Origin of the sequence: Rhodoplanes tepidamans (assembly GCF_030813915.1) — a bacterium.
GTDB lineage: Bacteria > Pseudomonadota > Alphaproteobacteria > Rhizobiales > Xanthobacteraceae > Rhodoplanes > Rhodoplanes tepidamans.
In genome coordinates this window covers 37,103-62,876 of record NZ_JAUSUJ010000008.1, presented here as the reverse complement: position 1 = coordinate 62,876, position 25,774 = coordinate 37,103, and the positions used below count along the sequence as shown (strand labels likewise).

General features: G+C 71.7%; 23 protein-coding genes. 19 read left to right on the top strand and 4 right to left on the bottom strand.

What is annotated here, in order from left to right:
- Positions 1 to 7 precede the first annotated feature (7 nt).
- From J2S22_RS11390 to J2S22_RS11370, 5 genes are all read left to right on the top strand, one after another.
- The gene (locus J2S22_RS11390; protein WP_272777782.1) at positions 8 to 1,045 is read left to right on the top strand and encodes a DNA-directed RNA polymerase subunit alpha; all 1,038 of its coding nucleotides are present in this window, start codon (positions 8 to 10) and stop codon (positions 1,043 to 1,045) included.
- 128 nt (positions 1,046 to 1,173) lie between these two features.
- A complete protein-coding gene (gene rplQ, locus J2S22_RS11385; protein WP_272777783.1) occupies positions 1,174 to 1,593 on the top strand; it encodes a 50S ribosomal protein L17 in 420 nt (139 codons plus the stop codon).
- Positions 1,594 to 1,814: 221 nt separating this feature from the next.
- Positions 1,815 to 2,666: a c-type cytochrome gene (locus tag J2S22_RS11380; protein ID WP_272777784.1), complete on the top strand. Its 852-nt coding sequence runs from the start codon at positions 1,815 to 1,817 to the stop codon at positions 2,664 to 2,666.
- 159 nt (positions 2,667 to 2,825) lie between these two features.
- Positions 2,826 to 4,226, top strand: coding sequence for a Do family serine endopeptidase (locus J2S22_RS11375; protein WP_272777785.1), 1,401 nt, complete (start codon positions 2,826 to 2,828; stop codon positions 4,224 to 4,226).
- 41 nt (positions 4,227 to 4,267) lie between these two features.
- Positions 4,268 to 5,599 carry a replication-associated recombination protein A gene (locus tag J2S22_RS11370; RefSeq protein ID WP_272777786.1) on the top strand — a complete coding sequence of 444 codons (1,332 nt, stop codon included), beginning with the start codon at positions 4,268 to 4,270 and terminating at the stop codon, positions 5,597 to 5,599.
- On the opposite strand, the gene J2S22_RS11365 is transcribed toward J2S22_RS11370, so the two are convergent.
- Positions 5,550 to 6,767 (bottom strand): winged helix-turn-helix domain-containing protein, encoded by a 1,218-nt coding sequence (locus J2S22_RS11365; protein ID WP_272777787.1) that lies wholly within the window; start codon positions 6,765 to 6,767, stop codon positions 5,550 to 5,552. The two genes, J2S22_RS11370 and J2S22_RS11365, sit on opposite strands and share 50 nt — an antisense overlap.
- Positions 6,768 to 7,428: 661 nt before the next feature.
- Between J2S22_RS11365 and J2S22_RS11360 the strand changes: the two genes are divergently transcribed.
- The 11 genes from J2S22_RS11360 to J2S22_RS11310 all read left to right on the top strand — a co-directional run bounded on the left by J2S22_RS11360 (position 7,429) and on the right by J2S22_RS11310 (position 19,465).
- On the top strand, positions 7,429 to 8,610 hold the full coding sequence (locus tag J2S22_RS11360) for an RluA family pseudouridine synthase (RefSeq protein WP_272777821.1): 1,182 nt from the start codon (positions 7,429 to 7,431) through the stop codon (positions 8,608 to 8,610).
- Between the two features lie 280 nt (positions 8,611 to 8,890).
- Positions 8,891 to 9,106, top strand: a complete 216-nt coding sequence (locus tag J2S22_RS11355; protein ID WP_272777788.1) for a hypothetical protein — start codon at positions 8,891 to 8,893, stop codon at positions 9,104 to 9,106.
- A gap of 139 nt (positions 9,107 to 9,245) precedes the next feature.
- Positions 9,246 to 9,767 (top strand): YeeE/YedE thiosulfate transporter family protein, encoded by a 522-nt coding sequence (locus J2S22_RS11350; protein ID WP_272777789.1) that lies wholly within the window; start codon positions 9,246 to 9,248, stop codon positions 9,765 to 9,767.
- A 33-nt stretch (positions 9,768 to 9,800) separates the two neighbouring features.
- Complete coding sequence (locus J2S22_RS11345; RefSeq protein WP_272777790.1) at positions 9,801 to 10,424, top strand: YeeE/YedE thiosulfate transporter family protein; 624 nt, start codon at positions 9,801 to 9,803, stop codon at positions 10,422 to 10,424.
- A 109-nt stretch (positions 10,425 to 10,533) separates the two neighbouring features.
- Entirely contained in the window at positions 10,534 to 11,586 is a 1,053-nt protein-coding gene (locus J2S22_RS11340) for an HWE histidine kinase domain-containing protein (protein WP_272777791.1), read from the top strand.
- A complete protein-coding gene (locus J2S22_RS11335) occupies positions 11,586 to 11,978 on the top strand; it encodes a response regulator (RefSeq protein ID WP_272777792.1) in 393 nt (130 codons plus the stop codon). The genes J2S22_RS11340 and J2S22_RS11335 overlap by 1 nt, the downstream gene beginning before the upstream one ends.
- A 220-nt stretch (positions 11,979 to 12,198) precedes the next feature.
- Positions 12,199 to 15,048, top strand: coding sequence for a bifunctional transaldolase/phosoglucose isomerase (locus J2S22_RS11330; protein ID WP_272777793.1), 2,850 nt, complete (start codon positions 12,199 to 12,201; stop codon positions 15,046 to 15,048).
- 151 nt (positions 15,049 to 15,199) lie between these two features.
- Positions 15,200 to 16,228, top strand: a complete 1,029-nt coding sequence (gene gnd, locus J2S22_RS11325; RefSeq protein ID WP_272777822.1) for a phosphogluconate dehydrogenase (NAD(+)-dependent, decarboxylating) — start codon at positions 15,200 to 15,202, stop codon at positions 16,226 to 16,228.
- On the top strand, positions 16,225 to 17,748 hold the full coding sequence (gene zwf / locus J2S22_RS11320) for a glucose-6-phosphate dehydrogenase (RefSeq protein ID WP_272777794.1): 1,524 nt from the start codon (positions 16,225 to 16,227) through the stop codon (positions 17,746 to 17,748). Before gnd ends, zwf begins: the two co-directional genes overlap by 4 nt.
- A gap of 338 nt (positions 17,749 to 18,086) precedes the next feature.
- Complete coding sequence (gene pgl, locus J2S22_RS11315; RefSeq protein ID WP_272777795.1) at positions 18,087 to 18,833, top strand: 6-phosphogluconolactonase; 747 nt, start codon at positions 18,087 to 18,089, stop codon at positions 18,831 to 18,833.
- Positions 18,830 to 19,465 (top strand): MBL fold metallo-hydrolase, encoded by a 636-nt coding sequence (locus J2S22_RS11310; RefSeq protein ID WP_272777796.1) that lies wholly within the window; start codon positions 18,830 to 18,832, stop codon positions 19,463 to 19,465. Before pgl ends, J2S22_RS11310 begins: the two co-directional genes overlap by 4 nt.
- 11 nt (positions 19,466 to 19,476) lie before the next feature.
- Here J2S22_RS11310 and J2S22_RS11305 read toward each other — a convergent pair whose 3' ends face one another.
- Positions 19,477 to 20,088 (bottom strand): DedA family protein, encoded by a 612-nt coding sequence (locus J2S22_RS11305; RefSeq protein ID WP_272777797.1) that lies wholly within the window; start codon positions 20,086 to 20,088, stop codon positions 19,477 to 19,479.
- A 186-nt stretch (positions 20,089 to 20,274) separates the two neighbouring features.
- Here J2S22_RS11305 and J2S22_RS11300 point away from each other — a divergent pair, with 186 nt between their 5' ends.
- The 3 genes from J2S22_RS11300 (at position 20,275) to J2S22_RS11290 (ending at position 23,409) form a co-directional block, all read left to right on the top strand.
- Positions 20,275 to 20,943, top strand: a complete 669-nt coding sequence (locus J2S22_RS11300) for a protein-L-isoaspartate O-methyltransferase family protein (protein ID WP_272777798.1) — start codon at positions 20,275 to 20,277, stop codon at positions 20,941 to 20,943.
- A 161-nt stretch (positions 20,944 to 21,104) separates the two neighbouring features.
- Positions 21,105 to 22,502 (top strand): TolC family outer membrane protein, encoded by a 1,398-nt coding sequence (locus J2S22_RS11295; RefSeq protein WP_272777799.1) that lies wholly within the window; start codon positions 21,105 to 21,107, stop codon positions 22,500 to 22,502.
- Positions 22,503 to 22,674: 172 nt separating this feature from the next.
- Positions 22,675 to 23,409: a PopZ family protein gene (locus J2S22_RS11290; RefSeq protein WP_272777800.1), complete on the top strand. Its 735-nt coding sequence runs from the start codon at positions 22,675 to 22,677 to the stop codon at positions 23,407 to 23,409.
- A gap of 18 nt (positions 23,410 to 23,427) precedes the next feature.
- Here the strand turns inward: J2S22_RS11290 and J2S22_RS11285 are convergent, their stop codons facing one another.
- Together J2S22_RS11285 and J2S22_RS11280 are read right to left on the bottom strand one after the other, a co-directional pair.
- Positions 23,428 to 24,579 carry an MFS transporter gene (locus tag J2S22_RS11285; protein WP_272777801.1) on the bottom strand — a complete coding sequence of 384 codons (1,152 nt, stop codon included), beginning with the start codon at positions 24,577 to 24,579 and terminating at the stop codon, positions 23,428 to 23,430.
- Positions 24,580 to 24,745: 166 nt separating this feature from the next.
- Entirely contained in the window at positions 24,746 to 25,714 is a 969-nt protein-coding gene (locus J2S22_RS11280) for a tripartite tricarboxylate transporter substrate binding protein (RefSeq protein ID WP_272777802.1), read from the bottom strand.
- Positions 25,715 to 25,774: the final 60 nt, after the last annotated feature.

Genomic DNA, 25,774 nt, shown 5'->3' with positions numbered 1-25,774 from the left:
CCTACCGATGGGTGATGACGTGACAATTCAGAAGAACTGGCAAGAGCTGATCCGGCCGAACAAGCTGCAGATCACCCCGGGCGCCGATCCCAAGCGCCTGGCGACCGTGGTGGCCGAGCCGCTCGAGCGCGGCTTCGGACTGACGCTCGGCAACGCGCTGCGCCGGATCCTGCTGTCGTCCCTGCAGGGGGCGAGCGTGCAGTCCGTGCACATCGACGGCGTGCTGCACGAGTTCTCCTCGATCGCCGGCGTGCGCGAGGACGTCACCGACATCGTGCTGAACATCAAGGACATCGCCATCAAGATGCAGGGCGAAGGCCCGAAGCGCATGGTGGTGAAGAAGCAGGGCCCGGCGGTCGTCACCGCCGGCGACATCCAGACCGTCGGCGACGTGGTGATCCTCAACCCCGAGCTGATCCTCTGCCACCTCGACGAGGGCGCCGAGATCCGCATGGAGTTCACGGTCAACACCGGCAAGGGCTACGTGCCGGCCGAGCGCAACCGGCCGGAGGACGCGCCGATCGGCCTCATCCCGGTCGACAGCCTGTACTCGCCGGTCAAGAAGGTCTCCTACAAGGTCGAGAACACCCGCGAGGGCCAGATCCTCGACTACGACAAGCTCACCATGTCGATCGAGACCAACGGCGCCGTGAGCCCGGAGGACGCGCTCGCCTACGCGGCGCGCATCCTGCAGGATCAGCTCAACGTCTTCGTCAACTTCGAGGAGCCGAAGCGGGCCGAGCAGCCGATGCTGCTGGCCGACGACCTCGGCGGCATCCCGCCGGCCTTCCTCAAGAAGGTCGACGAGCTTGAGCTGTCGGTGCGCTCCGCCAACTGCCTGAAGAACGACAACATCGTCTATATCGGCGACCTCGTTCAGAAGACCGAGGCGGAGATGCTGCGGACGCCGAACTTCGGCCGCAAGTCGCTCAACGAGATCAAGGAGGTGCTGGCGCAGATGGGCCTGCATCTCGGCATGGAAGTGCCCGGCTGGCCGCCCGAGAACATCGAGGAGCTCGCCAAGCGCTTCGAGGATCACTACTGAGGCCGTCATTCCGGGGCGCGCCGGCAGGCGCGAACCCGGAATCAAGCCCCAGGCGCCTAGATATGTGACTGGATTCCGGATCGCCGCTGCGCGGCGTCCGGAATGACCGACAGGAAGAGGATACGACCATGCGCCACGGCTCCGCCCACCGGAAGCTCAACCGCACCTCCGAGCATCGGCGCGCCATGTTCGCCAACATGGCGGCGGCGCTGATCAAGCACGAGCAGATCGTCACCACCCTGCCGAAGGCGAAGGACCTGCGTCCGATCGTCGAGAAGCTGGTGACGCTCGGCAAGCGCGGCGACCTGCACGCCCGCCGCCAGGCGATCGCCGAGCTGCGTGACGTCGCCATGGTCAAGAAGCTCTTCGACGTGCTCGGCCCGCGCTACAAGGACCGCCAGGGCGGCTACACCCGCGTCCTCAAGGCCGGCTTCCGCTACGGCGATTCGGCTCCGGTCGGCGTGATCGAGTTCGTCGATCGCGACGTCACCGCCAAGGGCAAGGATTCGGGCCCGACCGCCGAGGGCGGCGAGGCCGAGGCGGCCTGATCGCCGCACGGCGCGCTTGCGGGCGCGCCGGTCCCGTCGACTCGTTTCGCTCAGAGAGACGCGCCCGGACCCGGTCCGTGGCGCGTTTGTCGTCCGTGGGCGGCCGCGCCGGCGCGCGGCGCCCGTCGCGGATCCGCCCTTGTGGACGCCGGCGGAGGAATATTCGAACGTCTCTCCCATAAGCCGCACAAATCGACCATAGCGGAACAGGGGAGAAGACGATGCTCGGACGGACGGCCGGCCTGGCGCTGGCGGCGATGGTGATCGGTACGGCCTGCGCACAGGCGCAGCCCCAGACGGCGGTGGAGCGCGGCGCCTACCTGGTCGAGACCGTGATGACCTGCCACAACTGCCACACGCCGATCGGCCCGAACGGGCCCGACATGGCGCGGGCGTTCAGCGGCGGGACACCGGTCTTCGACACGCCGGCCTTCCGGGTGCGCGGCTCCAACATCACCCCGGACCGCACCAACGGCATCGGCGCCTGGAGCGACGCCGAGATCGAGAAGGCGCTGCGCGAGGGCGTGCGGCCGAACGGCATCCCGCTCGCGCCGCCGATGCCCACCGGGTTCTACGGCGTGCTGACCCCGGCCGATGCGCGCGCGATCGTCGTCTATCTGCGGAGCCTGAAGTCCTCGCCCACCAAGGTCGAGGCGCCGGTCTACCGGGCGGCGTTCGAACGCGAGGCCTTTCCGGGAGCCGAGAAGCCGGCCGATCCGGCCTCGCTCGCCGACAAGGTGAAGCTCGGCGAGTATCTGGTGACCATCGCCCACTGCATGGAGTGCCACACGCCGCGCGACAGGGGGCGGCTGGACTTCTCGGCCGTCGGGACCGGGCGGCAGGAGTTCAAGGGCCCGTGGGGCGTCGCCGTCTCGCGCAACATCACGTCCCACCCGGAGAAGGGGCTCGGCGCGTGGAGCGACGCCGAGATCAAGCGCGCCATCACCCACGGCATCTCGCGCGACGGCACCCGGCTCAAGCCGCCGATGGGCTACGGGATGTACGCCCGGATGACCCAGGCCGACCTCGACGCCATGGTGGCCTATCTGCGCACCCTGCCGCCCCGCGAGTAGTCGGCGTCCGGTGGAAGCGGTCTTCGCGCCGCCGCGCGATGCCCGACCCGGCCGACCCGGGCGGGCGGGCGGCGGCGGGCGACGCATCGAGGTGCGCGGCCCTTCATTTGAGCGGTTCGAGGCTCTATGGTTCGCGGGCTTTCGACGAGGAGTCGCGCCATGCCGTCTTTCGTGCGTCCGGGCCTGGGGTTGGCCGCCGTTCTTCTGGCCGCGTTCGCGGCCATGCCGGCCGCGGCCCAGAACACCCGGGTTCCGTCCTCGACCGAGGAGATGAAGCTGTCCTTCTCGTCGGTGGTGAAGCGTGTCACCCCGTCGGTCGTGAACGTCTACGCGGCCCGCATCGTCGAGAACCGGCATCCGCTGATGGACGACCCGGTGTTCCGCCGCTTCTTCGGCGGCCGCCCGCAGGAGCAGGTGCAGCGCTCGCTCGGCTCCGGCGTGATCGTCGATCCGAGCGGCCTCGTGATGACCAACAACCACGTCATCGAGAACATGGACCAGGTGAAGGTCTCGCTCGCCGACAAGCGCGAGTTCGAGGCCGAGATCGTGCTGAAGGACGCACGCTCCGACCTGGCGGTGCTGCGGCTCAAGGACGCCGGCGAGCAGTTCCCGGCGATCTCGTTCGGCGATTCCGACGGTCTCGCGGTCGGCGACCTGGTGCTCGCCATCGGCAACCCGTTCGGCGTCGGCCAGACCGTGACGCACGGCATCGTCTCGGCGGTCGCCCGCACCCAGGTCGGCATCACCGACTACCAGTTCTTCATCCAGACCGACGCCGCGATCAATCCGGGCAACTCGGGCGGCGCGCTGGTCGACCTGTCGGGGCGGCTGATCGGCGTCAACACGGCGATCTTCTCACGCTCCGGCGGCTCGCAGGGCATCGGCTTCGCGATTCCCGCCAACATGGTGCGGGTGGTCCTCGCCTCGGCGCAGGGCGGGTCGAGCGTGGTGCGTCGGCCCTGGCTCGGCGCCAAGCTGCAGGCCGTCACGGCGGAGATCTCCGAGGCGTTCGGGCTCAAGCGGCCGGCCGGCGCGCTGGTCGGCACCGTGGTGGCGAAGAGCCCGGCGGACCGCGCGGGCCTGCGCACCGGCGACCTGATCGTCGCCATCGACGGCACCGAGGTCGACGACCCCAACGCCTTCGACTACCGCTTCGCCATGAAGGCGACGGGCGGCCAGACCCAGCTCGGCGTGCTGCGCAGCGGTCGCGAGATCCGGGTCGCCATTCCGCTCGAGAACGTGCCCGACGGGCCGCGCGACGAGCGCCTCATCCGGACCCGCTCGCCGTTCCAGGGCGTCAAGGCGGCGAACCTCTCGCCGGCGCTGGCCGAGGAGTTGCGCCTCGACGTCACGCTGCAGGGATGCGCCGTGGTCGAGGTGCAGGAGAACTCGACCGCGCGCGGCCTCGGCTTCCGCAAGGGCGACGTGGTGATCGCGATCAACGGCGAGAAGATCGTCTCCAGCCGCGACCTCGAGCGGGCCGCCGGCCAGCAGTTCCGGCTGTGGCGCATCACCATCCTGCGCGACGGCAAGCCGATCTCGGTGGTGTTCGGCGGATAAACGGCGACCGCGACCGGCGCTCGTCCGGTCGGGAAGAGCACATGGCCCCCCGCGCCAAGAAGCCCGAGTCCCCCTCGCTGTTCGCGGCCGCCGGCCTCGAGCACGACGCGCCGCGTCCGCTCGCCGACAAGCTGCGGCCGCAGAGCCTTGCCGAGGTGGTCGGGCAGGACCACCTGCTCGGGCCCGACGGCGCGCTGACCCGGATGATCGAGACGCGCTCGCTCGGCTCGCTGGTGTTCTGGGGGCCGCCCGGCACCGGCAAGACCACGGTGGCGCGCCTGCTGGCGCACGCGACCGACCTGGAGTTCGTCCAGATCTCGGCCGTGTTCTCGGGCGTCGCCGATCTGAAGAAGGTGTTCGACGCCGCCCGTGAGCGGCGCGAGACGGGGCAGGGGACGCTGCTGTTCGTCGACGAGGTGCATCGCTTCAATCGCGCCCAGCAGGACTCCTTCCTGCCCGTGATGGAGGACGGCACAGTCGTGCTGGTCGGCGCGACCACCGAGAATCCGAGCTTCGAGCTCAACGCCGCGCTTCTGTCGCGCGCCCGCGTGCTGGTGTTCCGCTCGCTCGATCCCGCCGCGATCGAGAAGCTTCTCGCCCGCGCCGAGGCCGTGGAGGGTCGCACGCTGCCGCTCGACGAGGAGGCACGCGCCGCGCTGGTGCGCATGGCCGACGGCGACGGCCGCGCCTCGCTGACGCTCGCCGAGGAGGTGTGGCGCGCCGCCCGCGCCGGCGAGGTGTTCGACGTCGCGACCCTGCAGGAGATCGTGCAGCGGCGCGCCCCGATCTACGACAAGATCCAGGACGGCCACTACAACCTGATCTCGGCCCTGCACAAGGCGGTGCGCGGCTCCGATCCGGACGCCGCGCTCTACTGGTTCTGCCGCATGGTCGACGCCGGCGAGGATCCGCTCTTCCTCGCCCGCCGCATCGTCCGCATGGCCGTGGAGGACATCGGGCTCGCCGATCCGCAGGCGCTGGTCGTCGCCAACGCCGCCAAGGACGCCTACGACTTCCTCGGCAGCCCGGAGGGCGAGCTCGCCATCGCCAATGCCGTGATCTACGTCGCCACGGCGCCGAAGTCGAACGCCGCCTACAAGGCCTACGGCGCCGCCATGCGCTCCGCCAAGCAGGGCGGCTCGCTGCTGCCGCCCAAGCACATCCTCAACGCGCCGACCAAGCTGATGCAGCAGGAAGGCTACGCGGCCGGCTACCAGTACGACCACGACGCGCCGGACGCCTTCTCGGGCCAGGACTACTTCCCCGAGGCGCTCGGGCGGCAGAGCTTCTACCGCCCGGTCGAGCGCGGCTTCGAGCGCGAGATCAGGAAGCGCCTGGAGTGGTGGGCGAAGCTACGGAAGGAGCGGGGCTGACCTCCGGCTCCTCGCGGGCGAGCTGGAAGCGCTCGAACCGGTGCAGCTCCTCCTCGATCCGGCGCTTGTGCGCCCGCGCCGTGCCGCGACCGACCCAGGTCCATCGCTGCACCAGGAGCCTGCCGGCCTGCCGGTCGGTCTTGAGGTCGATCGCGGCGACCACGGCGTCGTCGACCAGCACCGGCAGCGCGAAGTAGCCGAGCACGCGCTTCTCCTTCGGCACGTAGGCCTCGAACCGGTGCTCGTAGCCGAAGAACAGCGTCAGCCGCCGGCGCTGGATCACCAGCGGATCGAACGGCGACAGCAGGTGCACGGTCGGCTCGGCCCCGTCCGGCGCGGCTTCGAGCGTGTCGGGGCGGGCCCAGTGCTCGACCTTTTCGGCGCCGGCGAGCACGACCGGCACCAGCTCCTTCCGGCGCAGACGCGTCTCGATCAGGCGCCGCACCGCCGGCTTGCTCGCGGCGTCGAGATGGCACACCGAATCGAGGCTGACGACACCTTGCGTGCGCAGGGCGCGGTCGAGCCGGTAGGCGAGCGTGTCCCGCTCCGAGGCGGGGCGCGGCAGCCGGTCCCGGCCGAAATGGCGGTCCATCAGCTCGTAGGTCTTCAGCATCCCGGTGCGGGCCGCGATGGTCACCAGGCCGGAATAGAAGGCGATCTGCAGCGCGCGCTTGGACGGCTTGCGGCTCGCCCACGGATGGATCTTGTCCACCAGCACGTCGTCGTCGATGTCGCGGATCGTCAGCGGCCCCTCGCTGCGCAGCCGGGCGAGGATCCTGCGGATGTCCTGCGGGGTCGCGCTGCCGAACCATCCGCCCGGCGACGCCCGATGCCGCTTCATCGCGGCGGTGAAGAACCGCATGTCGCGGGTCGGGACGTAGGACAGCGCGTGCGTCCAGTACTCGAACACGCTCCTGTCGACGCTCTGCGCCTGCTGCAGGTGGGCGCGCCGGTAGTCCGGGATGCGGGTGTAGAGGATGTGATGATGGCAGCGCTCGATCACGTTGATCGTGTCGATCTGCACATAGCCGAGATGCTCGACGGCGAGGCGCGTCGCCGCGGCGTCGCCGCCGAACGGGGTTCGGCGGTCGAGGCGCTGGGCGGCGAGCCAGAGGCGCCGCGCCCGGGGGATGTCGAGGGTCGCGACCGGGAGGATACGGGGGCGCATCGTGGCGATCTTAGCGCCGGCGGGCCGACGAGACGAGGGGCTGTGCCGGCCCGGGCGGCCTGCGCCGGTCCGGCGCCGGCGGTCGGTCGGATATTCCGGCGCTTGCTCACGGCGCGGAAATTCGCGACACCAGCGTCCAACAGCAAGGCATCGTCGCCTCGGGTCTCGGCATCGGTCCGGCCCGAGCGGTCGCGAGGTTGTCCGGGCGGCGCCGCTCGCGTCCCCGCATTCACCCGATCCGAGGTAGAACATGGCACGAGGAAGCGGTGGGCCGCGGCAGCCCGGCGGCGGACGACGGATCTCCGGCCCGCGCGATCACGACCGTGCCGGCCGGCCCGGCCGCGCCGAGCCGGGACGTGGCCGCGCAGGCGGCCCGGGAAAGGTCTCCGGCGGCAAGTTCGCCGGGGCGCCGGGCGACAAGCCGAAGGGCGCCCGCGGGGCGAAGCGGCCCGGCGGAGCGGGGTTCGGCGGCAAGCGGGCGACGGGCGAGCCGGGCCGCGGGCCGCGCCGGGATCGCGACGAGGCGCAGGGCGGCCGCGTCTACGGCCAGTTCCGCCGCGACGACCGTCCGCGCACCGGCCGCAACAAGGACGAGCGGGCGCCCGACCGGCGCTTCGTCAAGACCGGCAAGCAGCGCCGCCTCGTCGAGGGCGACGAGCCGATCGGTGACGAGTCGGCCCGGGAGGCTCCGGTTCGTGAGGACCGGGCCCGCGGCGCGCAGGCCCGCGGAGACCGTCCGCGGCCCGGACCGGCGCGGCCGGACCGCGCCGGCAGCGACCGCGCGCGGCCGCGCGCCGCCGCGGCACCCGGGCGCGAGCCCGAGGTCGAGGCCGACACGGCCGCGCCGCCGCCGACCGCCGTCCAGACCGTCACGGTGACGGACGACGAGAACGGCATGCGGGTCGACCGCTTCTTCGAGGCGCGCTTCCCGGGCCTGTCCTTCAGTCACATCCAGCGCATCGTCCGCAAGGGCGAGGTGCGGGTGAACGGCAAGCGGGTCGACACCAAGGACCGGCTCGAGGCCGGGCAGGCGGTGCGGGTGCCGCCGCTGCGGCTCGACGCGCCGAAGACCGCCGGCGGCTCCGAAGCCGAGGAGAAGACGCGGGCGTTCCTGAAGTCCATCACGCTGTTCGAGGACGCCGACGTGATGGTCCTCGACAAGCCGTTCGGGCTCGCCGTGCAGGGCGGCTCGGGCACCACGCGCCATGTCGACGGGATGCTGGACGCCCTGCGCGACGCCAAGGGCCAGCGGCCGCGGCTCGTCCACCGCCTCGACAAGGACACGGCCGGCTGCCTGCTGATCGCCAAGACCCGCTTCGCCGCCTCGACGCTCGCCAAGAGCTTCCGGTCGCGCGAGGCCCGCAAGGTCTACTGGGCGCTGGTCGCCGGCGTGCCGAAGCCGCGGCAGGGGCGCATCTCGACCTTCCTGGCCAAGGAGGAGCGCGAGGACGAGAGCTACATGCGGATCGCCAAGCACGGCGAGGAGGGCGCGACTCACGCCGTCACCTACTACGCCGTGGTCGAGACGGCGGCCCACCAGCTCGCCTGGCTGTCGCTCAAGCCGGTCACCGGGCGCACCCATCAGCTGCGCGCCCACATGGCGCATATCGGTCATCCGATCGTCGGCGATCCGAAATACTTCTCGATCGAGAACTGGCAGCTGCCGGGCGGAATTCAGAACCGGCTGCACCTGATGGCGCGCCGCCTGGTGATCCCGCATCCGCGCCAGGGGGTCATCGACGTCACCGCGCCGCTGCCCCAGCACATGCTGCAATCCTTCAATCTGCTGGGCTTCGACGCGACCCGCTACGATCCGATCGAGGACGCCCCGGACGAGGACTGAAGCGGACGGCCGCCGGGGTCCGGGCAGGCGCGGCGGCGATCGCCGCGACCTGCGTTCGCGACCACGACCGTTGCGGCGCGTGATGATCGATCATGCAATCGCGTTGCGTGGTCTTACGAATCGCGTTCGAACGGATTAACGAACCATTGACGACCCGGTAACGTGGTCGCTGCCGGTCCTCGGGCGTGTCGAGACGTTGTGAGGCGTTGCCCGCGCCGGCTCCCGGACAATCTGCGACGGTGGGGCGCGCGCATGCTCATGCGCGCGTGGGGAGATGATCATGCGCGGTTCGACGATGCGCGATTCCAGAATGGATTCGGCCGAGACCGGGGAGGGCATCGAGGGTGCGACGGTGGCGCGTGTCACGCTCGCGGTCGGGCGCCTGCGCGTCTCGACCGAGACCCGCGACGCCGCCGGCGCGCATCTGCGCCTCGGCCGCTCGCCGACCGACGGTCTCGACCGCAGCCTCGGCGTCCGGCTGCCGCCGTCGCCCTGACGGGCAGCGCGGCCGGTGGGCCGCCGGCCGCCGTCCCGCGATCGGCCCCGGCGCGGCGGGCTATTGATTTCGTAAATGCGAATATGACAAAGTGTCCGGGCGGCGCACGGCCTGCGCCTTGGCTCCCCCGGAGGCGTTCATGATCTCGCTCACCGACCGCGCCTGGTCGCCCTATGTCGCCGGAGTGCTCATCGGCCTCCTGCAGATCCCGGCCTTCCTGCTGATCGACACGGCGCTCGGCGCCTCGTCCTCCTTCGTCACGGTCGGCGGCACGATCGCCGGCTGGATCGACCCGTCGATCCTGACGATCGACTACGTCGCCAAGCACGTCACCGCGACGGCCAAGAACTGGTGGCAGGTCGCGCTCGTCGTCGGCGTCGCCATCGGCGCCTTCCTGTCGGCCCTCCTGTCCGGCTCGCTGCGCCGCAGCGTGTCGCCGATCTGGGCGCGGGCGCTCGGCACGTCCTCGCGCAGCGTGCGCTACGCCGTCGCCTTCGTGGCGGGCTTCCTGATGCTGTTCGGCGCCCGGCTCGCCGACGGCTGCACCTCGGGCCACGGGCTCTCCGGCGTCGCCCAGCTCGGCGTCGGCTCCACCGTGGCGGTCGCCGCCATGTTCGTCGGCGGCATCGCCACCGCGATGCTGCTGATGCGCCGCATCTGATCCGTCCGGACGATCCGAGAGAAGGAGTTCGCCATGTCGCTGTTCGTCGCCGTCCCGGTCGGTCTCGCCATGGGCATCGTGTTCGGCTTCCTGCTCGAGAAGGGCCGGGTGTTCGAGCCCGGCATCATCGTCGGGCAGATGCAGATGCGCACCTTCATCATGCTCAAGATGTTCCTCACCGCGGTCGCCACCGGTGCCGTGGTGCTGGCGGTCCTCAACGGCCTCGGCATCGTCAAGCTGCAGCCCAAGGCGGCGCTCTACGCGGCCGACGTGGTCGGCGGCCTGATCCTGGGCACCGGCATCGCCCTCGCCGGCGCCTGCCCGGGCACGACGCTGGCCCAGATCGGCGCCGGCTATCGCGACGCCATCTTCACGCTGATCGGCGGTCTCGCCGGCGCGGTGGCGTTCTCCTATGCCGAGCCGTGGCTGAAGACGACCTTCCTGGGGCAGGGGCAGGGCAAGATCACCTTCTCGGACCTGCTCGGCATTCCCTACTGGTCGGGCGCGCTGGCGCTGGCGGCCGTGCTGGCGGCCGTGCTGGTCGGGCTCGAATGGTGGCGGCCGTGGCGCAGCGAGATCGGCCGCGAGGCCGACGGCGATCTCGGCGCGCCGCCCTCGGAGCGCCCGGCCGGCCCGCGCATCGTTCCCGCCGAATGAGACTAGTCCGCGTGGAGCGGTGTCTCGGTGGGTGGAACCATTCGCCGCGTGGCGCGTTGGGAGCGCGATCGCATTTTCGCCAGGATTGCGCCCCCGTGAAGGTCACCCCATGGATGCCGCTTTGACGTCCGCCGCCGCCGGCGGCGGCACGACCTGTATCGCGTCCGGAAAGTTGAATTCCTGGAAGGAGATGCTCGACGCGCTGCCGGTCGCGGCCTATCTCTGCGACGTCGCCGGCGTGATCGTTCACTGCAACCGGCGGGCGGCCGAGATGTGGGGCCGCTCGCCGCGTGTCGCCGACGACGCGCCGGCCGTCTGGCCGCCGCGCCCGGTCCGCGACACCGATCCGGCCCGCCACCATCTCGGCCTCGTCGACACGCCGGTCGGCCAGTTCATGCGGACCGGCCAGCCGGTGCGCGACCGCGAGATCGTGCTGGAGCGCTCCGACGGCGGCCGCGCCATCGTGCTCGCCAACATCGAGCCGATCACCGGCGACGACGGCGCCGTGCTGGGGGCGGTCGGCTGCTTCCAGGACATCACCGAACGCAAGCGCGCCGACCACCAGCAGCGCACGCTGCTCAACGAGCTCAACCACCGCGTCAAGAACACGCTGGCCACCGTCCAGTCCTTCGCCGATCACACCATCCGCAAATGCGGCCTCTCGCGCCAGGTGCAGGAGGATTTCGAGGGCCGGCTCGTCGCGCTCAGCCGGGCGCACGACCAGCTCACCCGCGGCCGGTGGGAACCGATCGACCTCGCGACCATCATCGAGAGCGCCGTGGAACCGAGCTGCGGCGGCCGCCCCGACCGGCTCCGGGTCGGTGGCGACACCATCCGGCTCGGCGCCCAGGCGTCGCTCACGCTCTCGCTGGTGTTCCACGAGCTCGCCGCCAACGCTGCGAAATACGGCGCGCTCTCGGTTCCCGCCGGCCAGGTGGCCGTGACCTGGACGGTCGAGGACCGCGGCGAGGTGCCGACCGTGCGGGTGGTCTGGGAGGAGCAGGGCGGGCCCCCCGTGACGGCGCCGGAGCATGCCGGCTTCGGCTGCCGGCTGGTCCGCCACGGGCTCGCCCGGCAGCTGCACGGGACCGCCGTGCTTGACTGGGCTTCCGCCGGGCTGCGATGTACAATGGACATTCCATTGTCGTCGACGCCGGGCTGATGTCGGACGAAAGCGCAGACGCGTCTCTGCCGAACCTCGATCGTCTGAACGTCCTCATCGTCGAGGACGAGGCGATCATTTCGTTCCTCATCGAGGACATGCTGCGCGAGCTCGGCTGCAACGTCGTGCGCAACGTCGCCTGCCTGGAGGACGCCTTCGCGGCGCTCGACCAGGACCGTCCCGACGTCGCCGTGCTCGACGTCAATCTCGACGGCGTCGAGGTCTATCCGGTCGCCGAGCGGCTGCGCGAGCGCGGCATCCCTTTCGTCTTCACCACCGGCTACGGGGTCGACGGCCTGTCGCCCGCCTGGGCCGACCGGCCCGTCGTGCAGAAGCCGTTCCGTTCGGAAAGTCTCGCCCGGGCGCTCGAGGCGGTGCTGGCCGGGCCGTGATCGTCCGCACCGCCGCGTCCCGTCCGTCGCATCCCGGCCACAGGGCCGAGATACCGGTCCGAGCTGCCGGTCCGGCGATCCACGGCGGCCGTCGCGCCGGGATCGTTGTGGGCTCCGCCCGAAGGTCTAAGATCGAACCGACTCCGCGCCGGCCCGGCGCCGGCGGACCCCGGTCCGCCCGCGCTCCCCGGCCGGCCACCCGTAACCGTGGATCAGGACTATGTCTTCACTGAAAGCGCTGCACGCCCAGGGCCAGGCCGTGTGGCTCGACTTCGTCGCCCGCGGCTTCGTCGAGAAGGGCGATCTCGCCCGCCTGGTGGCGGAGGACGGGATCCGCGGCGTCACCTCCAATCCGGCGATCTTCGAGAAGGCGATCGCCGGCTCGGACGAGTACGACGACGCCATCCGGGCCGCCCTCGCGCAGGGCGACCGCAGCGTGATCGACCTCTACGAGAGCCTCGCCGTCGTCGACATCCGCAAGGCGGCCGACGTGCTGCGCCCGGTCTTCGACGAGACCGGCGGCGCCGACGGCTTCGTCAGCCTCGAGGTGTCGCCCTATCTGGCGCTCGACACCGAGGCGACGGTGGCCGAGGCGCGGCGCCTGTGGGCCGACGTCGACCGGCCGAACCTGATGGTCAAGGTGCCGGGCACGGCGCCGGGCGTCCCGGCGGTGCGCACGCTGATCGGCGAGGGCATCAACGTCAACGTGACGCTCCTGTTCGCGCGCCGCGTCTACGAGGAGGTCGCCGAGGCCTACATCGCCGGGCTGGAGGACCTCGCCGCCAGGGGCGGCGACGTGTCGAAGGTGGCGAGCGTCGCGAGCTTCTTCGTCAGCCGCATCGACACCGCGGTCGACGCGCTGCTGGCGGAGAAGGCCGCCGCCGCCAACGACCCCGAGGAGAAGTCGCGGATCGAGGAGCTGCTCGGCGAGATCGCCATCGCCAACGCCAAGCTCGCCTATCGCAGCTACAAGCTGATGATCGAGGGCGACCGGTGGAAGGCGCTCGCCGCCAAGGGCGCCCGGCCGCAGCGGCTCCTGTGGGCGTCGACCGGCACCAAGAACAAGGCCTACAGCGACGTGCTCTATGTCGACGAGCTGATCGGCCCCGACACCGTCAACACGGTGCCGCCGGCGACGCTCGACGCCTTCCGGGACCATGGCACGCCCGCCGCGACGCTCGAACGGAGCGTCGACGAGGCGGAGGCGGCCCTCGCCACGCTGGACCGCATCGGCATCTCGCTCGACGCCGTCACCGACCAGCTCGTCACCGAGGGCGTCACGCTGTTCGCCGACGCCGCCGACAAGCTCCTCGCCGCCGTCGCGCTGAAGCGCGCCACGGTGCTGGGCGACCGCATGAACCGCCAGACGATCGCGGCCGAGGCCGACCTCGCCAAGGCGGTCTCGGCCGCGGCCGAGACGTGGCGGGCGAACGGCACGATCCGTCGCCTGTGGGCGAAGGACGCGAGCGTCTGGACGAACGCCGACGAGGCGAAGTGGCTCGGCTGGCTGACCAGCACGGCCGACGGCCGGCAGAAGCTCGCCGACTACCAGGCCTTCGCGGCCGACGTGAAGGCGGCCGGCTTCACCGACGTGCTGCTGCTCGGCATGGGCGGATCGAGCCTCGGCCCCGAGGTGCTGGCCGAGACCTTCGGGCCGCAGCCGGGATTCCCGAAGCTGCGCATCCTCGACTCCACCGACCCGGCGCAGGTGCGGGCGACCGAGGCGGCCGTGACGCTCGCCACCACGCTGATCATTGTGTCGAGCAAGTCGGGCTCGACCACCGAGCCGAACGTGATGCTCGCCTACTTCTTCGACCGGCTGAAGCAGACGGTCGGCGACAGGGCCGGCAGCCACGTGGTCGCGGTCACGGATCCGGGCTCGTCGCTGGAGAAGGTGGCGCAGCGCGACGGCTTCCGACGGATCTTCCACGGCGAGCCGACCATCGGCGGCCGCTACTCGGTGCTGTCGCCGTTCGGGCTGGTGCCCGCCGCCGCGGCCGGCATCGACGTCGCGGCGTTCCTCGATTCGGCCGACGTGATGGTGCACGCCTGCGGGCCCGACGTGCCGCCGGCCGCCAATCCGGGCGTCCAGCTCGGCCTGCTGCTCGGCCTCGCCGCCCGGGCCGGCCGCGACAAGATGACGATGCTGGCCTCGCCGGCACTCGCCGACTTCGGCGCCTGGACCGAGCAGCTCGTCGCCGAATCGACCGGCAAGAACGGCAAGGCGATCATCCCGGTCGACGGCGAGCCGCTGGCCTCGCCGTCCCACTACGGCAGCGACCGCGTCTTCGTCGACTTGCGGCTCGTCTCCGACGCCGCCTCGCCGCACGACGCCGAGATCCGGGCGCTGGAGCAGGCCGGCCACCCGATCGTCCGCATCGTGCTGCGCGACCGTGCCGAGATCGCCCAGGAGTTCTTCCGTTTCGAGATCGCCACCGCGGTCGCCGGCGCCGTGCTGGGCATCAACCCGTTCGACCAGCCCGACGTCGAGGCGTCGAAGATCAAGACCCGCGAGCTCACCGCCGCCTTCGAGGCGGCCGGCCGGCTGCCGGCCGAGACGCCGGTGGCGTCGAGCGGGTCGTTCGACGTCTTCACCGATCCGAAGAACGCCGAGGCGCTGCGCGCCATGGGCGCCGACGCCGATCCGGCGAGCTGGCTGAAGGCCCATTTCTCGCGGGTGAAGCCCGGCGACTACGTCGCGCTGCTCGCCTATCTGTGCCGCAGCCCGGCCCATGTCGGCACGCTGCAGACGATGCGGCTCGCCGTGCGGGCCCGCCGGAAGGTCGCCACCTGCGTCGGCTTCGGGCCGCGCTTCCTGCACTCCACCGGCCAGGCCTACAAGGGCGGCCCGGACACCGGCGTCGTGCTGCAGATCACGGCGGACGACCATCCGGACCTGCCGATCCCGGGGCAGAGCGCCAGCTTCGGCATCGTCAAGGCGGCGCAGGCGCGTGGCGACTTCGGCGTGCTCGCCGAGCGCGGCCGCCGGGCGCTGCGCATCCACATCAAGACCGACGTGACGGCCGGCCTCGCCTCGCTGGCCGCGGCGGTCGACAAGGCGCTGAGCTGAAGCCACGGCTCTACGCTTCGTCGTTCCGGGGCGCGGACCAGAGGTCCGCGAACCCGGAATCCAGCGGCACGCTCGGCATTCGTGGTTGGATTCCGGGTTCGCTGCGCCGCAGCGCCCCGCAACGACCAGCCTGATGGAGAAGGAGAACACGATGCAGATCGGGATGATCGGGCTCGGACGGATGGGCGGCAACATCGTGCGCCGCCTGATGCGGGACGGCCACACGGCGGCCGTCTGGGATCGCGACGCGCGCGCCGTCTCGGCGCTGGTGACCGACGGCGCCGTCGGCGCCACCGACATCGAGGATCTGCTGAAGAAGCTCGAGGCGCCGCGCGTCGTCTGGGTGATGCTCCCGGCCGGCCCGATCACCGAGAGCACCATCGAGACGCTGTCGGGGCTGCTCGCCGCCGGCGACATCGTCATCGACGGCGGCAACACCTTCTGGAAGGACGACATCCGCCGCGCCCGCTGGCTCAAGCAGCGCGGCGTCCACTATGTCGACGTCGGCACCTCGGGCGGCGTCTGGGGCCTCGAACGCGGCTACTGCATGATGATCGGCGGCGAGAAGGAGGTGGTGAAGCGGCTCGATCCGATCTTCGCCACCCTGGCTCCGGGCGCCGGCGACATCCCGGCGACGCCGCAGCGGGGGGGCCGCGACACGCGGCCGGAGCGCGGCTACCTGCACGCCGGGCCGAGCGGCGCCGGACATTTCGTCAAGATGATCCACAACGGCATCGAGTACGGCCTGATGCAGGCCTATGCCGAGGGCTTCGACATCCTCAAGAACGCCGGCAGCGAGGCGCTGCCCAAGGAGGAGCGCTTCAACTTCGACCTCACCGACATCGCCGAGACGTGGCGGCGCGGCAGCGTGATCACCTCGTGGCTGCTCGACCTCACCGCCGCGGCGCTCACCCGCGATGCCGAGCTCGGCGACTACACGGGCTATGTCGAGGACTCGGGCGAGGGGCGGTGGACCATCATGGCGGCCGTGGACGAGGCGGTGCCGGCCGACGTGCTGTCGGCGGCCCTCTATGCCCGCTTCAGATCACGACGCGATCACACCTTCGGCGAGAAGATCCTCTCGGCGATGCGGCAGGGCTTCGGCGGCCATATCGAGCCCAAGGCCCTCGCGACGGCTCCCCTCGCCGCGGCTCCCCTCGCGCCGAAGGCCGAGGCGTGACGGCCAAGAACGGCGCACGGATCGTTCCCCCGGCGGATCCGTGCTGCTTCGTGGTGTTCGGCGCGTCCGGCGACCTGACCCACCGGCTCCTGGTGCCGGCCCTCTACAATCTCGCCGCGACGGGCCTGCTGCCCGAGGCGTTCTCCATCGTCGGCGTCGCCCGCGGCGAGATGACCACAGAGGCGTTCTGCGCCGGGCTGCGCGACGCGCTGGGGAAGTTCGCCACCCGCAAGGTCGAGCCGGACGTGGTCGAGCGTCTGCTCGCCTGCGTCACCTATGTCCAGGGCGGCCCCGAGGACGACGCGTCGTTCGACCGGCTGGGCGAGCGGCTGCGGCAGATCGAGGCGCGCCGCGGCACCCGCGGCAACCGGCTCTTCTATCTCGCCACGCCGCCGACCGCCTTCGCGCCGATCGCCCGCGCGCTCGGCCGCACCGGGCTCGCCGCCGAGGAGAACGGCGCCTGGCGGCGCCTCATCGTCGAGAAGCCGTTCGGCACCGACCTGGCCTCGGCGCAGGCGCTCAACCGCGAGCTCCTCGCGGTGTTCGAGGAGCACCAGATCTTCCGCATCGACCACTATCTCGGCAAGGAGACGGTGCAGAACATCATGGTGATGCGGTTCGCCAACGGCCTGTTCGAGCCGATCTGGAACCGCGACCACATCGACCAGGTGCAGATCACGGTGGCCGAGACGCTGCCGGTCGGCCGGCGCGGAAAATTCTACGACGCCACCGGCGCGCTGCGCGACATGGTGCCCAACCATCTGTTCCAGCTCCTGTCGCTGGTCGCGATGGAGCCGCCGTCGCGGTTCGACGCCCGCTCGGTGCGCGGCGCCAAGGCCGCCGTGCTCGACGAGATCAAGATCGACACCGCGGAGGAGGCGCTGCGCCGCTCGGTGCGCGGCCAGTACCTCGCCGGCCGGGTCGGCCGGGAGGACATCCCGGACTATCGCGCCACCCCGGACGTGCCGCCCGGGAGCGCCACCGAGACCTACGTGGCGCTCGGCCTGACGATCGACAACTGGCGCTGGGCCGGCGTGCCCTTCTTCCTGCGCACCGGCAAGGCGCTGTGCGCCCGGCGCAGCGAGATCGCGATCAAGTTCAAGCAGGCGCCGTTGTCGATGTTCCGCCACATGCCGGTCGAGCATCTGGCCGAGAACTTCCTCACCGTCGGGATCGCGCCGGAGGAGGGGATCGCGCTGCAGTTCAACGCCAAGGTCCCGGGCCCGTCGGTCGCCATCGACGGGGTCGACATGACGTTCCGCTACAAGGACCACTTCGAGGCGGCGCCGTCGACCGGCTACGAGACGCTGATCTACGACTGCATGATCGGCGACGCGATCCTGTTCCAGCGGGCCGACGGGGTGGAGGCCGGCTGGCGCGCCGTGCAGCCCTTCCTCGACGCCTGGGCGCAGGCCGGCTCCGACGGGCTCGCCTTCTACAAGGCCGGCACCGACGGACCCGAGGAGGCCCACCAGCTGATCGGCGACCACGGCCGCCGCTGGCGCCCGATCTGCGGATAACGATGGGCTGCTCGATTGTGCCGGGCATATCGGGAGTCTGTTCGCCGGGGCTCACCCTCTCCCTGTCCCTCCCCCACCAGGGGGGAGGGACCGCTGGAGCCGCGGGCTCAGAAGTTCAAATGATCGGTTTGATCTCCTACCGATCCGTCGTCAGATGCTTTGTTATCAGATGATCCATTATCAATCAGGGCGTCCTCAGGAGAGCGTGTGGCCATGACTGATGGCGCAGCCGCGAGACCCAGCCGGCTCCCTCCCCCCTCGTGGGGGAGGGCTTCGCGCCATGCGCGACGGGAGGGGGGTGGCCCAGGGCGAGCGCGCCGCGGTTCGGACGCGCACTCATGACAGCGCGGGATTTCACCATATTCGAAACCCGCGACGCGCTCGTCGCCGCCGCCGCCGGGCGCATCGCGGCCATCCTCGCGACCGTCGGGCCGCGCGGCGCCGTCTGCCTCACCGGCGGGTCCACCATCGGGCCCGTCCATCGGGCGCTCGCGGCGCCGCCGCTGCGCGACAAAATCCCGGTCGACCGCCTCGACTGGTTCTTCGGCGACGAGCGCTTCGTGCCGGCCGGGCACGAGCTGAGCAACGCCGCCCAGGCCCGGGCGACCCTGCTGGAGCCGCTCGGCGTGCCGGCCGAGCGCATCCATGCGGTGCCGACCGCGGCGGCGACGCCGCAGGCGGCGGCCGACGCCTATGCCCGCACGCTCGCCGCCTGGTACGGGGCCGGCCGGCTCGATCCGTCGCGGCCGCTGTTCGACCTCGTCCTGCTCGGCATGGGGGCGGACGGCCACGTCGCCTCGCTGTTTCCCGGGCAGCCCGGGGTGGAGGAGACGGAGCGCTGGGTGGTCGGCGTCGACGAGGCCGGGCATCCGCCGCACGTGGCGCGCGTGAGTCTCACCCTGCAGGCGCTTGCGTCGAGCCGCGCCTTGCTGTTCATCGTCGCCGGATCCGACAAGCGTCCGGCGCTCTCGCGCGTCCTTTCGGGCGACGATCTGCCCGCCGCGCGGGTCCGGTCGATGGGACCGGTCGTGTGGCTCGTCGATCGTGCCGCCGCGCCGGAGAGACCGAGCAAGGACCGTTCATGACCCGCGCCCGTGCCGCCATCGTTCCCGTCACGCCGTTCCAGCAGAACTGCACGCTGCTGTGGTGCGACACGACCAGGACGGGCGTCGTCGTCGATCCCGGCGGCGAGCTGCACGCCATCGAGGACGCGATCGCCAAGGCCGGCATCGCGGTCGAGGGCATCTGGCTCACCCACGGCCACATCGACCATGCCGGCGGCGCCGCCGAGCTCAGGGAGCGCCTCGGCGTGCCGGTCACCGGCCCGCACCGCGACGACACCTTCCTGCTGGAGCGCCTCGCCGAGACCGGCCGCGGCTACGGCATCCCGGCCCGCGACCTGGTGCCGGACCGCTGGCTCGACGAGGGCGACACCGTGTCGGTCGGCGAGCTGACGCTCGACATCCTGCACTGTCCCGGCCACTCGCCCGGCAGCGTCGCCTTCGTGGATCGCAGCCAGGGTTTCGCCCTGGTCGGCGACGTGCTCTTCCGCGGCTCGATCGGCCGCACCGACCTGCCGGGCGGCGACTACGACACCCTGATCCGCTCGATCACCGAGAAGATCCTGCCGCTCGGCGACGACGTCGCCTTCGTCTGCGGGCACGGGCCGACCTCGACCATCGGGCACGAGCGGCAGACGAACCCGTTCCTGCGCTGAACCGGGCCGCGTCAGCCCGCCCGGCGTCGCCACCAGACGGCGCCGGCCGCCGCGGCGACGAGCGCGACGACGACGACGAGGGCGGGCCGGAAGCGCCGGGCCGCGGCCAGCAGCGCCGCGGCGTGCTCGCCGACCAGCCAGCCGAGCGTCATCCAGAGCCCGACCCACAGCGCCGCACCGATCGCGTTGAAGACGAGGAACCGCCGCCACTCCATCGCCAGCGTGCCGGCGACGATGCCGTTGAGCTGGCGCAGGACGGCGAAGAACCGCGCCCCCGCCACGGTCAGCGGGCCCCAGCGCGCGAACACCGCCTCGACCCTGGCGAGCCGCGCCGCGTCGAGCCCGACCCGTCCGCCGAAGCGCAGCACCAGCGCCCGCCCACCCCGGCGCCCGATCAGGTAGCCGATGTTGTCGCCGAGGACGGCACCGATCCACGCCCCCAGCATCAGGGTCGGCAGGGACAGCTCGCCGCGGCCGGCCAGCGCCGCGGCGAACAGCAGCATCGATTCCCCGGGCAGCGGCATCCCGAACGATTCGAGCAGGATGATCACCGAGACGGCGCCGGCCCCGTAGCTTCGGATCAGCGGTTCCAGCGCCGCCACCAGATCGGCCAGCCAAGTCATGCGCGCTCCATGGTCGATCGGTCCAGCATGACCGAATCGCAGGCGCCGGGCGACCGGGCCTCGCCGGCGACGGTTCCGCCGGGGAGGGGCGGGCGAGCAGGGCAGGGTCGCCTTGCCTTTTGCGGGGCCGTGTTCCACAACACCGGCCATCCGCGTCCGGCCGGGGACGCAAGCGGAGCCGCGCCCATGGATTTCGCTGCCGCACGCCGCAAGATGGTCGACAACCAGGTGCGCCCCAACGGCGTCACCGATCGTCGCCTGATCGACGCCCTCCTCGATGTGCCGCGCGAGCACTACGTCCCGGCCGCCAAGGCGGCGCTCGCCTACATGGACGGCGACCTGCCGGTCGCGCCGGTCGCCCACGGCAAGCCCGACCGCTGCCTGATCAAGCCGATGGTGCTGGCCCGGATGATCCAGGCCCTGGAGCTGGCGGAGACCGACCGGGTGCTCGACCTGGCCTGCGGCACCGGCTACTCGACCGCGGTGCTGGCGCGTCTCGTCACCGAGGTGGTGGGGCTCGAGGAGACCCCGGCGCTCGCCGAATCGGCCGGCCGGCTGCTCGCCTCCGCCGGCGTCGCCAACGCCCGCGTGGTCGCCGGGCCGCTCGAGGCGGGCTGGCCGGAGGCCGCGCCCTACGATGCGATCCTGGTCAACGGGACGGTCGATTCCGTGCCGCCGGCGCTGCTCGCCCAGCTCGCCGAGGGCGGACGCCTGATCGCGGTCGTCGCCACCAAGGTTCCGGGCGAGGCGATTCTCTATCGTTCGGTGAACCGGGAGCCGAGCGGCATCCCCGTGTTCGACGCCAGCATCCCGGCGCTGCCCGCCTTCGCGAAGCCGCCGGCCTTTGTTTTCTGAAGTAAATTCAAACTAGCCGGGCTGTGGCGCGAATGCGCCACCGGGCATCTTTTTTCCCGCCGGGGTTTCCACGGCGGGACTCGGTTTTTATTGTGTACCCACCATGGCGTCGTGTCGGCGGCGTGGCTCGTTTCAGGTGTTCCAGGAAGTCGGGGTAGACCATGGCAGGGGCGACGACCAATCGGCAGAGGCTCGCCGCAGCGGTGCTCGCCACGGCAGTGGCCGGGGCCGCCGGCGCGACCCTGGCCGATACGCTGCCGGGCGCGCTGTCCCAGGCCTACCAGAACAACCCGCAGCTCAACTCCCAGCGCGCCATCGTCCGGGCGACCGACGAGAACGTTCCGACCGCGCTGTCCGGCTACCGGCCGAGCGTCTCGGCCACCGCCAGCGTCGGCCAGACCTGGACCAAGTACGACGGCGTCAGCAGCGGCCAGGCCTATTCGCTCGAGGACACGTTCATGCCGCGCTCGGTCGGCCTGACCGGCACGCAGACGCTGTTCAACGGCTACCAGACCGGCAACCGGGTCCGCCAGGCGGAGGGCCAGGTGTCGGCGGCGCGCGAGACGCTGCGGCTGATCGAGCAGAACGTCCTGCTCAACGCCGCCACGGCCTACATGAACCTGCTGCGCGACACCGCGATCCTCGACCTGCAGCGGCGCAACGTCGAGGTGCTGCAGGAGCAGCTGCGCCAGACCCGCGACCGCTTCGCGGTCGGCGAGGTGACGCGCACCGACGTCGCCCAGTCCGAGTCGCGCCTCGCCGCCGGCCGCTCGCAGGTCTCGGCGGCCGAATCGAACTACACGGCCTCGAAGGCGACCTACCGGCAGGTGATCGGGGTCGAGCCCGGCAAGCTCGCGGCGGCCACTCCGGTCGACCGGCTGTCGCCGCGGGTGCTGCCGGCCGCCATCGACAGCGGCCGCACCCAGAACCCGAACGTCACCGCGGCGATGTTCGGCATCGACGTGCAGGCCCTGCAGGTCAGGATCAACGAGGGCGCCCTTCTGCCGACCCTGACCGCACAGGCGAGCCTGCAGCGGGCCTGGGACTCGAGCCCGACCGTCAACAATCAGACGACCGCCTCGGTGGTCGGCCAGCTCACGGTGCCGCTCTACCAGGGCGGCGCCAACTACGCCCAGATCCGCTCCGCCAAGGAGACGCTCGGGCAGAAGCGGCTCGACCTGGAGACGGCGCGCGACCAGGCCCAGGCGAACGTCGTGCAGGCCTGGGGCCAGCTCGATGCCGCCAAGGCCCAGATCGAGGCGACCCAGGCGCAGGTCTCGGCGGCCGAGATCGCGCTCAACGGCGTGCGCGAGGAGGCGCGGGTGGGTCAGCGCACCACGCTCGACGTCCTCAACGCCCAGCAGGAGCTCGTCAACGCCCGCGTCGCCCTGGTGACGGCGCAGCGTGACCGTGTGGTGGCCTCCTATACGCTGCTGGCGGCGGTCGGTCGGCTGTCGCCCGTGGTGCTCGGGCTGCCGACCTCGATCTACGATCCGGTCACCCATTATCATCAGGTGCGCGACGCCTGGGCCGGCACCCGCACCCCGGACGGACGCTGACTCCGCGGGAGCATGCGGGCTATGCATCGAGGCCGCGAGCTGGGCGTAATGTCGTTGGATTGCTTGCACATGGCCGTACGGGCTTCATACTGCGAACCAAGCTCCGGGACGATGATTCGTCCCCTCTGATCGTCGGCTCGACCGGGAGCGACCGGGAACGGGAACGGATCGCATGAACCAACCGGCAAAGGCGCAAGAGCCGTCGATGGAAGAGATCCTGGCGTCGATTCGCCGGATCATCGCCGACGACGACACCGGCAAGCCCGCCGCCAAGGCGGAGGCGAAGCCGGCTCCGGTCGCGGCCGTCGCACCGCCGCCGCCCGCACCGGCGCCGGCCGCACCCGTGAAGGCGCCCGACGCGACCAACAGCCAGGACGACATCGACGCGCTGTTCGCGACCTTCGATTCCACGCCCGAGGAGGAGCCGGCTCCGCCGGAGCCCGAGCCGGAACCGGAGCCCGCGCCGGTCGCAGTCGCCCCGCCGCCACCACCGCCTCCGCCGCCCGCGCCGGCTCCGGCTCCGAAGCCGGCCGCCGCCAAGCCGCCCGCCGAGGAGATCCTCGATCTCACCGAGGACATGCGCACCGCGGCGCCCGGCCTGCGCAAGGTCGACGGGCATCCCGACGTGGTGTTCAGCGAGCGGTCCGGCTGGGACGATCTGCCGGAGCGGCCGGCGCGCGAGCGCGACGACCGGCCGCTGATGTCCTCGGCCACCTCGGCCGCGGTCGATTCCGCCTTCAACGCGCTCGCCCAGACCGTGCTGGTGCAGAACGCCCGCACCCTCGAGGATCTGGTCCGCGAGATGCTGCGGCCGATGCTCAAGGCCTGGCTCGACGACAATCTCCCGCAGATGGTCGAGCGGCTGGTCCGCGCCGAGATCGAGCGAGTCTCGCGCGGCCAGCGCTGACCCGCCGCGCCGCCCCGATCAGACGGCGCTCGCGCGCTGGCGCAGCTTCGCGGCGAACCACAGCCCGACCAGCGGCAGCAGCACCGCCGCCGCCAGGAACACCGGCGGCGCCCCCCAGCCGTCGATGACCGGCGCGAACAGCGCGACGCCGAGCGGCTGCCCCAGGAACAGCGACGCCGAGAACAGCGCCACGCCGGTGCCGCGCGCCTCCGGCGACATCTGCGTCGCGTTGGTCTGCAGGGTGTTGTGCAGCATGTAGAAGCCGAGCCCGGTGAGGGTGACGCCGATCGGCGCGAACCACCAGCTCGGCGCCAGCGCCAGCGTCGCGTAGGCGACCCCGAGCGTGGCGCCGCCGGCGATCGCCAGCCCGGTCTGGCCGAGTCGCCCGACCAGCACCTTCACGGACGCCGCGTAGATCAGCCCGCCGAGCCCGAAGGTGCCGATCACCACGCCGACCATGGTGAAGCTCAGGCCGAAGCGGCCGTGCAGGTCGGCCCCGACATAGGCGAGCGCCCCGAACATCAGCGCCCCCTCGACGAACACGATCAGCATCAGGGTGCGGGCCCAGCGGTTGCGCAGCACGATGCGATAGCCCTCGATCATGCCGATCGCCGGCCCGCCGCCGCCCTGGCCGCGGGTGAGCGGATTGCGGCGCAGCTCGGTGGCGAGCGCCAGCGCCGCCAGCATGAAGATGCCGCCCAGCACCAGGAACACGGCGCGCCAGCCGAGCGCGTCGCCGACGATGCCGCCGGCGGCCTGACCGAACAGCTGGCCCATCACCTGGCCCGAGAGATAGCGGCCGAGCACCTGCTGGCGGCGCTCGTACGGCACCGTGTCGCCGATATAGGCCATGCCGAGCGGGATGATGCAGGCGGCGGTGAGCCCGCAGGCGAGGCGGACCAGCGTGAGCCCGGCGAGCGTGGTGGCGAGCGCGCAGGCGAGCACCAGCAGCGAGGCCAGCGCCGCCGCCGCCGTGATCATGCGGTACTTGCCGACCCGGTCGCCGAGCGGCCCGACGACGAGCTGCATGGAGCCGTGGACGAGCAGATAGGACGACACCACCACGGAGGCGGCGCCGACCGTCACGGCGAAGTCGGCGGCGATCTGCGGCAGCACCGAGTCGGCGGCCCGCACCTGCGCCTGGCTGGCGAAGGCGGCGAACGACAGCACGACGATCGGACGCGTGACGGAGGGAGGCGGGGCGGCCGGCGGCGCGGCGGACGGGGAAGCGGCGGGCGAGGGCGTGGGCGGGGGGATGGGCACGTGCGGGGGTCGGGTCCTGGCGAGCCCGCAGCTTACACCATCCCGGCGCGCCCTCCAGGCCCGTCGCCGCGGTTCAGCTGCTCGACCACGGATGGCTCTGCCACAGCGTCCTGAACCGGGCGTCGGCGGCGGCGATGCCGTCCCGCCACGCCGGACCGGGCCGGTACGCCGCCTCGGTGTACTGCTGCTCGATCCGGGCCAGGAAGTCGGGCGTCTCGAACACCTTGGCGACCGCCCTGGCGAGCCGCTCGGCGATCCTCGGGTCGAGGCCGCGCGGCGCCACGAGGCCGCGCTCCGAGCCCATCTCGATGCCGATCTCCAGCTCGCGGAAGGTCGGCACGCCCGGGGCGAAGCGCGAGCGCGTCGCGCCGGCCTGGGCGACGATGCGCAGATTGGCGCCCTGCGGCACCGCCTCGCCGACGTTCAGGCCGGCGACGTCGACGTGCTTGCCGACCAGCGCGGTGGCGAGCGGGCCGGCCCCCCGGAAGGCGATGTGGTTGAGCTTCGTGCCGGTGGCGTCCTCGAACAGCACCAGAGCGAGGTGGTCGTCGGTGCCGACGCCGGTCGACCCGAAGGTGATCTGGCCGGGCCGCGCCTTGGCCGCCTTGACCAGATCCTCGACCGTGCGGATCGGGCTGTCCGGCGCGACGCTGAACGCCGAGGAGTCCGCCACCAGGTTGGCGACGAGGTGGAAGTCGTCGAGCCTGTACTGCGCCTTGCGCTCGATCGGGATGGTGACGAAGCCCGGCATGTTGGTGATGCCGAGCGTGTGGCCGTCGGGCTCGGCGCGCGCCACCTGGGCCAGCGCGATCTCGCCCGAGGCGCCGGGCTTGTTGACGACCAGCACCGAGCCGCCGAGCTCGGTCTCCAGGAACTTGGCGAAGGTGCGGGCCGTGATGTCGGTTCCGCCGCCCGGCGCGAAGCCGACATAGAGCTCGATCGGCCGGCTCGGATAGGTCTGCGCCCGCAGCACCGCGGGGGCCGCGAGGCTCAGGCCGGCCGCCGCCAGCAGGGTTCGTCGGGTGAAGGCGTGAGTCGTCATGGGCGGTCCTCCCGGGCCGGTGTCGCGTGTCGCATGTCGCGTCGTGTTCTCGTGGGCGCC

Bases quoted from the DNA above. Each gene is read 5' to 3' on its own strand.
- J2S22_RS11390 (WP_272777782.1), top strand. From the start codon at position 8: ATGGGTGATGACGTGACAATTCAGAAGAACTGGCAAGAGCTGATCCGG.
- rplQ (WP_272777783.1), top strand. From the start codon at position 1,174: ATGCGCCACGGCTCCGCCCACCGGAAGCTCAACCGCACCTCCGAGCAT.
- J2S22_RS11380 (WP_272777784.1), top strand. From the start codon at position 1,815: ATGCTCGGACGGACGGCCGGCCTGGCGCTGGCGGCGATGGTGATCGGT.
- J2S22_RS11375 (WP_272777785.1), top strand. From the start codon at position 2,826: ATGCCGTCTTTCGTGCGTCCGGGCCTGGGGTTGGCCGCCGTTCTTCTG.
- J2S22_RS11370 (WP_272777786.1), top strand. From the start codon at position 4,268: ATGGCCCCCCGCGCCAAGAAGCCCGAGTCCCCCTCGCTGTTCGCGGCC.
- J2S22_RS11365 (WP_272777787.1), bottom strand. From the start codon at position 6,767: ATGCGCCCCCGTATCCTCCCGGTCGCGACCCTCGACATCCCCCGGGCG.
- J2S22_RS11355 (WP_272777788.1), top strand. From the start codon at position 8,891: ATGCGCGGTTCGACGATGCGCGATTCCAGAATGGATTCGGCCGAGACC.
- J2S22_RS11350 (WP_272777789.1), top strand. From the start codon at position 9,246: ATGATCTCGCTCACCGACCGCGCCTGGTCGCCCTATGTCGCCGGAGTG.
- J2S22_RS11345 (WP_272777790.1), top strand. From the start codon at position 9,801: ATGTCGCTGTTCGTCGCCGTCCCGGTCGGTCTCGCCATGGGCATCGTG.
- J2S22_RS11340 (WP_272777791.1), top strand. From the start codon at position 10,534: ATGGATGCCGCTTTGACGTCCGCCGCCGCCGGCGGCGGCACGACCTGT.
- J2S22_RS11335 (WP_272777792.1), top strand. From the start codon at position 11,586: ATGTCGGACGAAAGCGCAGACGCGTCTCTGCCGAACCTCGATCGTCTG.
- J2S22_RS11330 (WP_272777793.1), top strand. From the start codon at position 12,199: ATGTCTTCACTGAAAGCGCTGCACGCCCAGGGCCAGGCCGTGTGGCTC.
- gnd (WP_272777822.1), top strand. From the start codon at position 15,200: ATGCAGATCGGGATGATCGGGCTCGGACGGATGGGCGGCAACATCGTG.
- pgl (WP_272777795.1), top strand. From the start codon at position 18,087: ATGACAGCGCGGGATTTCACCATATTCGAAACCCGCGACGCGCTCGTC.
- J2S22_RS11310 (WP_272777796.1), top strand. From the start codon at position 18,830: ATGACCCGCGCCCGTGCCGCCATCGTTCCCGTCACGCCGTTCCAGCAG.
- J2S22_RS11305 (WP_272777797.1), bottom strand. From the start codon at position 20,088: ATGACTTGGCTGGCCGATCTGGTGGCGGCGCTGGAACCGCTGATCCGA.
- J2S22_RS11300 (WP_272777798.1), top strand. From the start codon at position 20,275: ATGGATTTCGCTGCCGCACGCCGCAAGATGGTCGACAACCAGGTGCGC.
- J2S22_RS11295 (WP_272777799.1), top strand. From the start codon at position 21,105: ATGGCAGGGGCGACGACCAATCGGCAGAGGCTCGCCGCAGCGGTGCTC.
- J2S22_RS11290 (WP_272777800.1), top strand. From the start codon at position 22,675: ATGAACCAACCGGCAAAGGCGCAAGAGCCGTCGATGGAAGAGATCCTG.
- J2S22_RS11280 (WP_272777802.1), bottom strand. From the start codon at position 25,714: ATGACGACTCACGCCTTCACCCGACGAACCCTGCTGGCGGCGGCCGGC.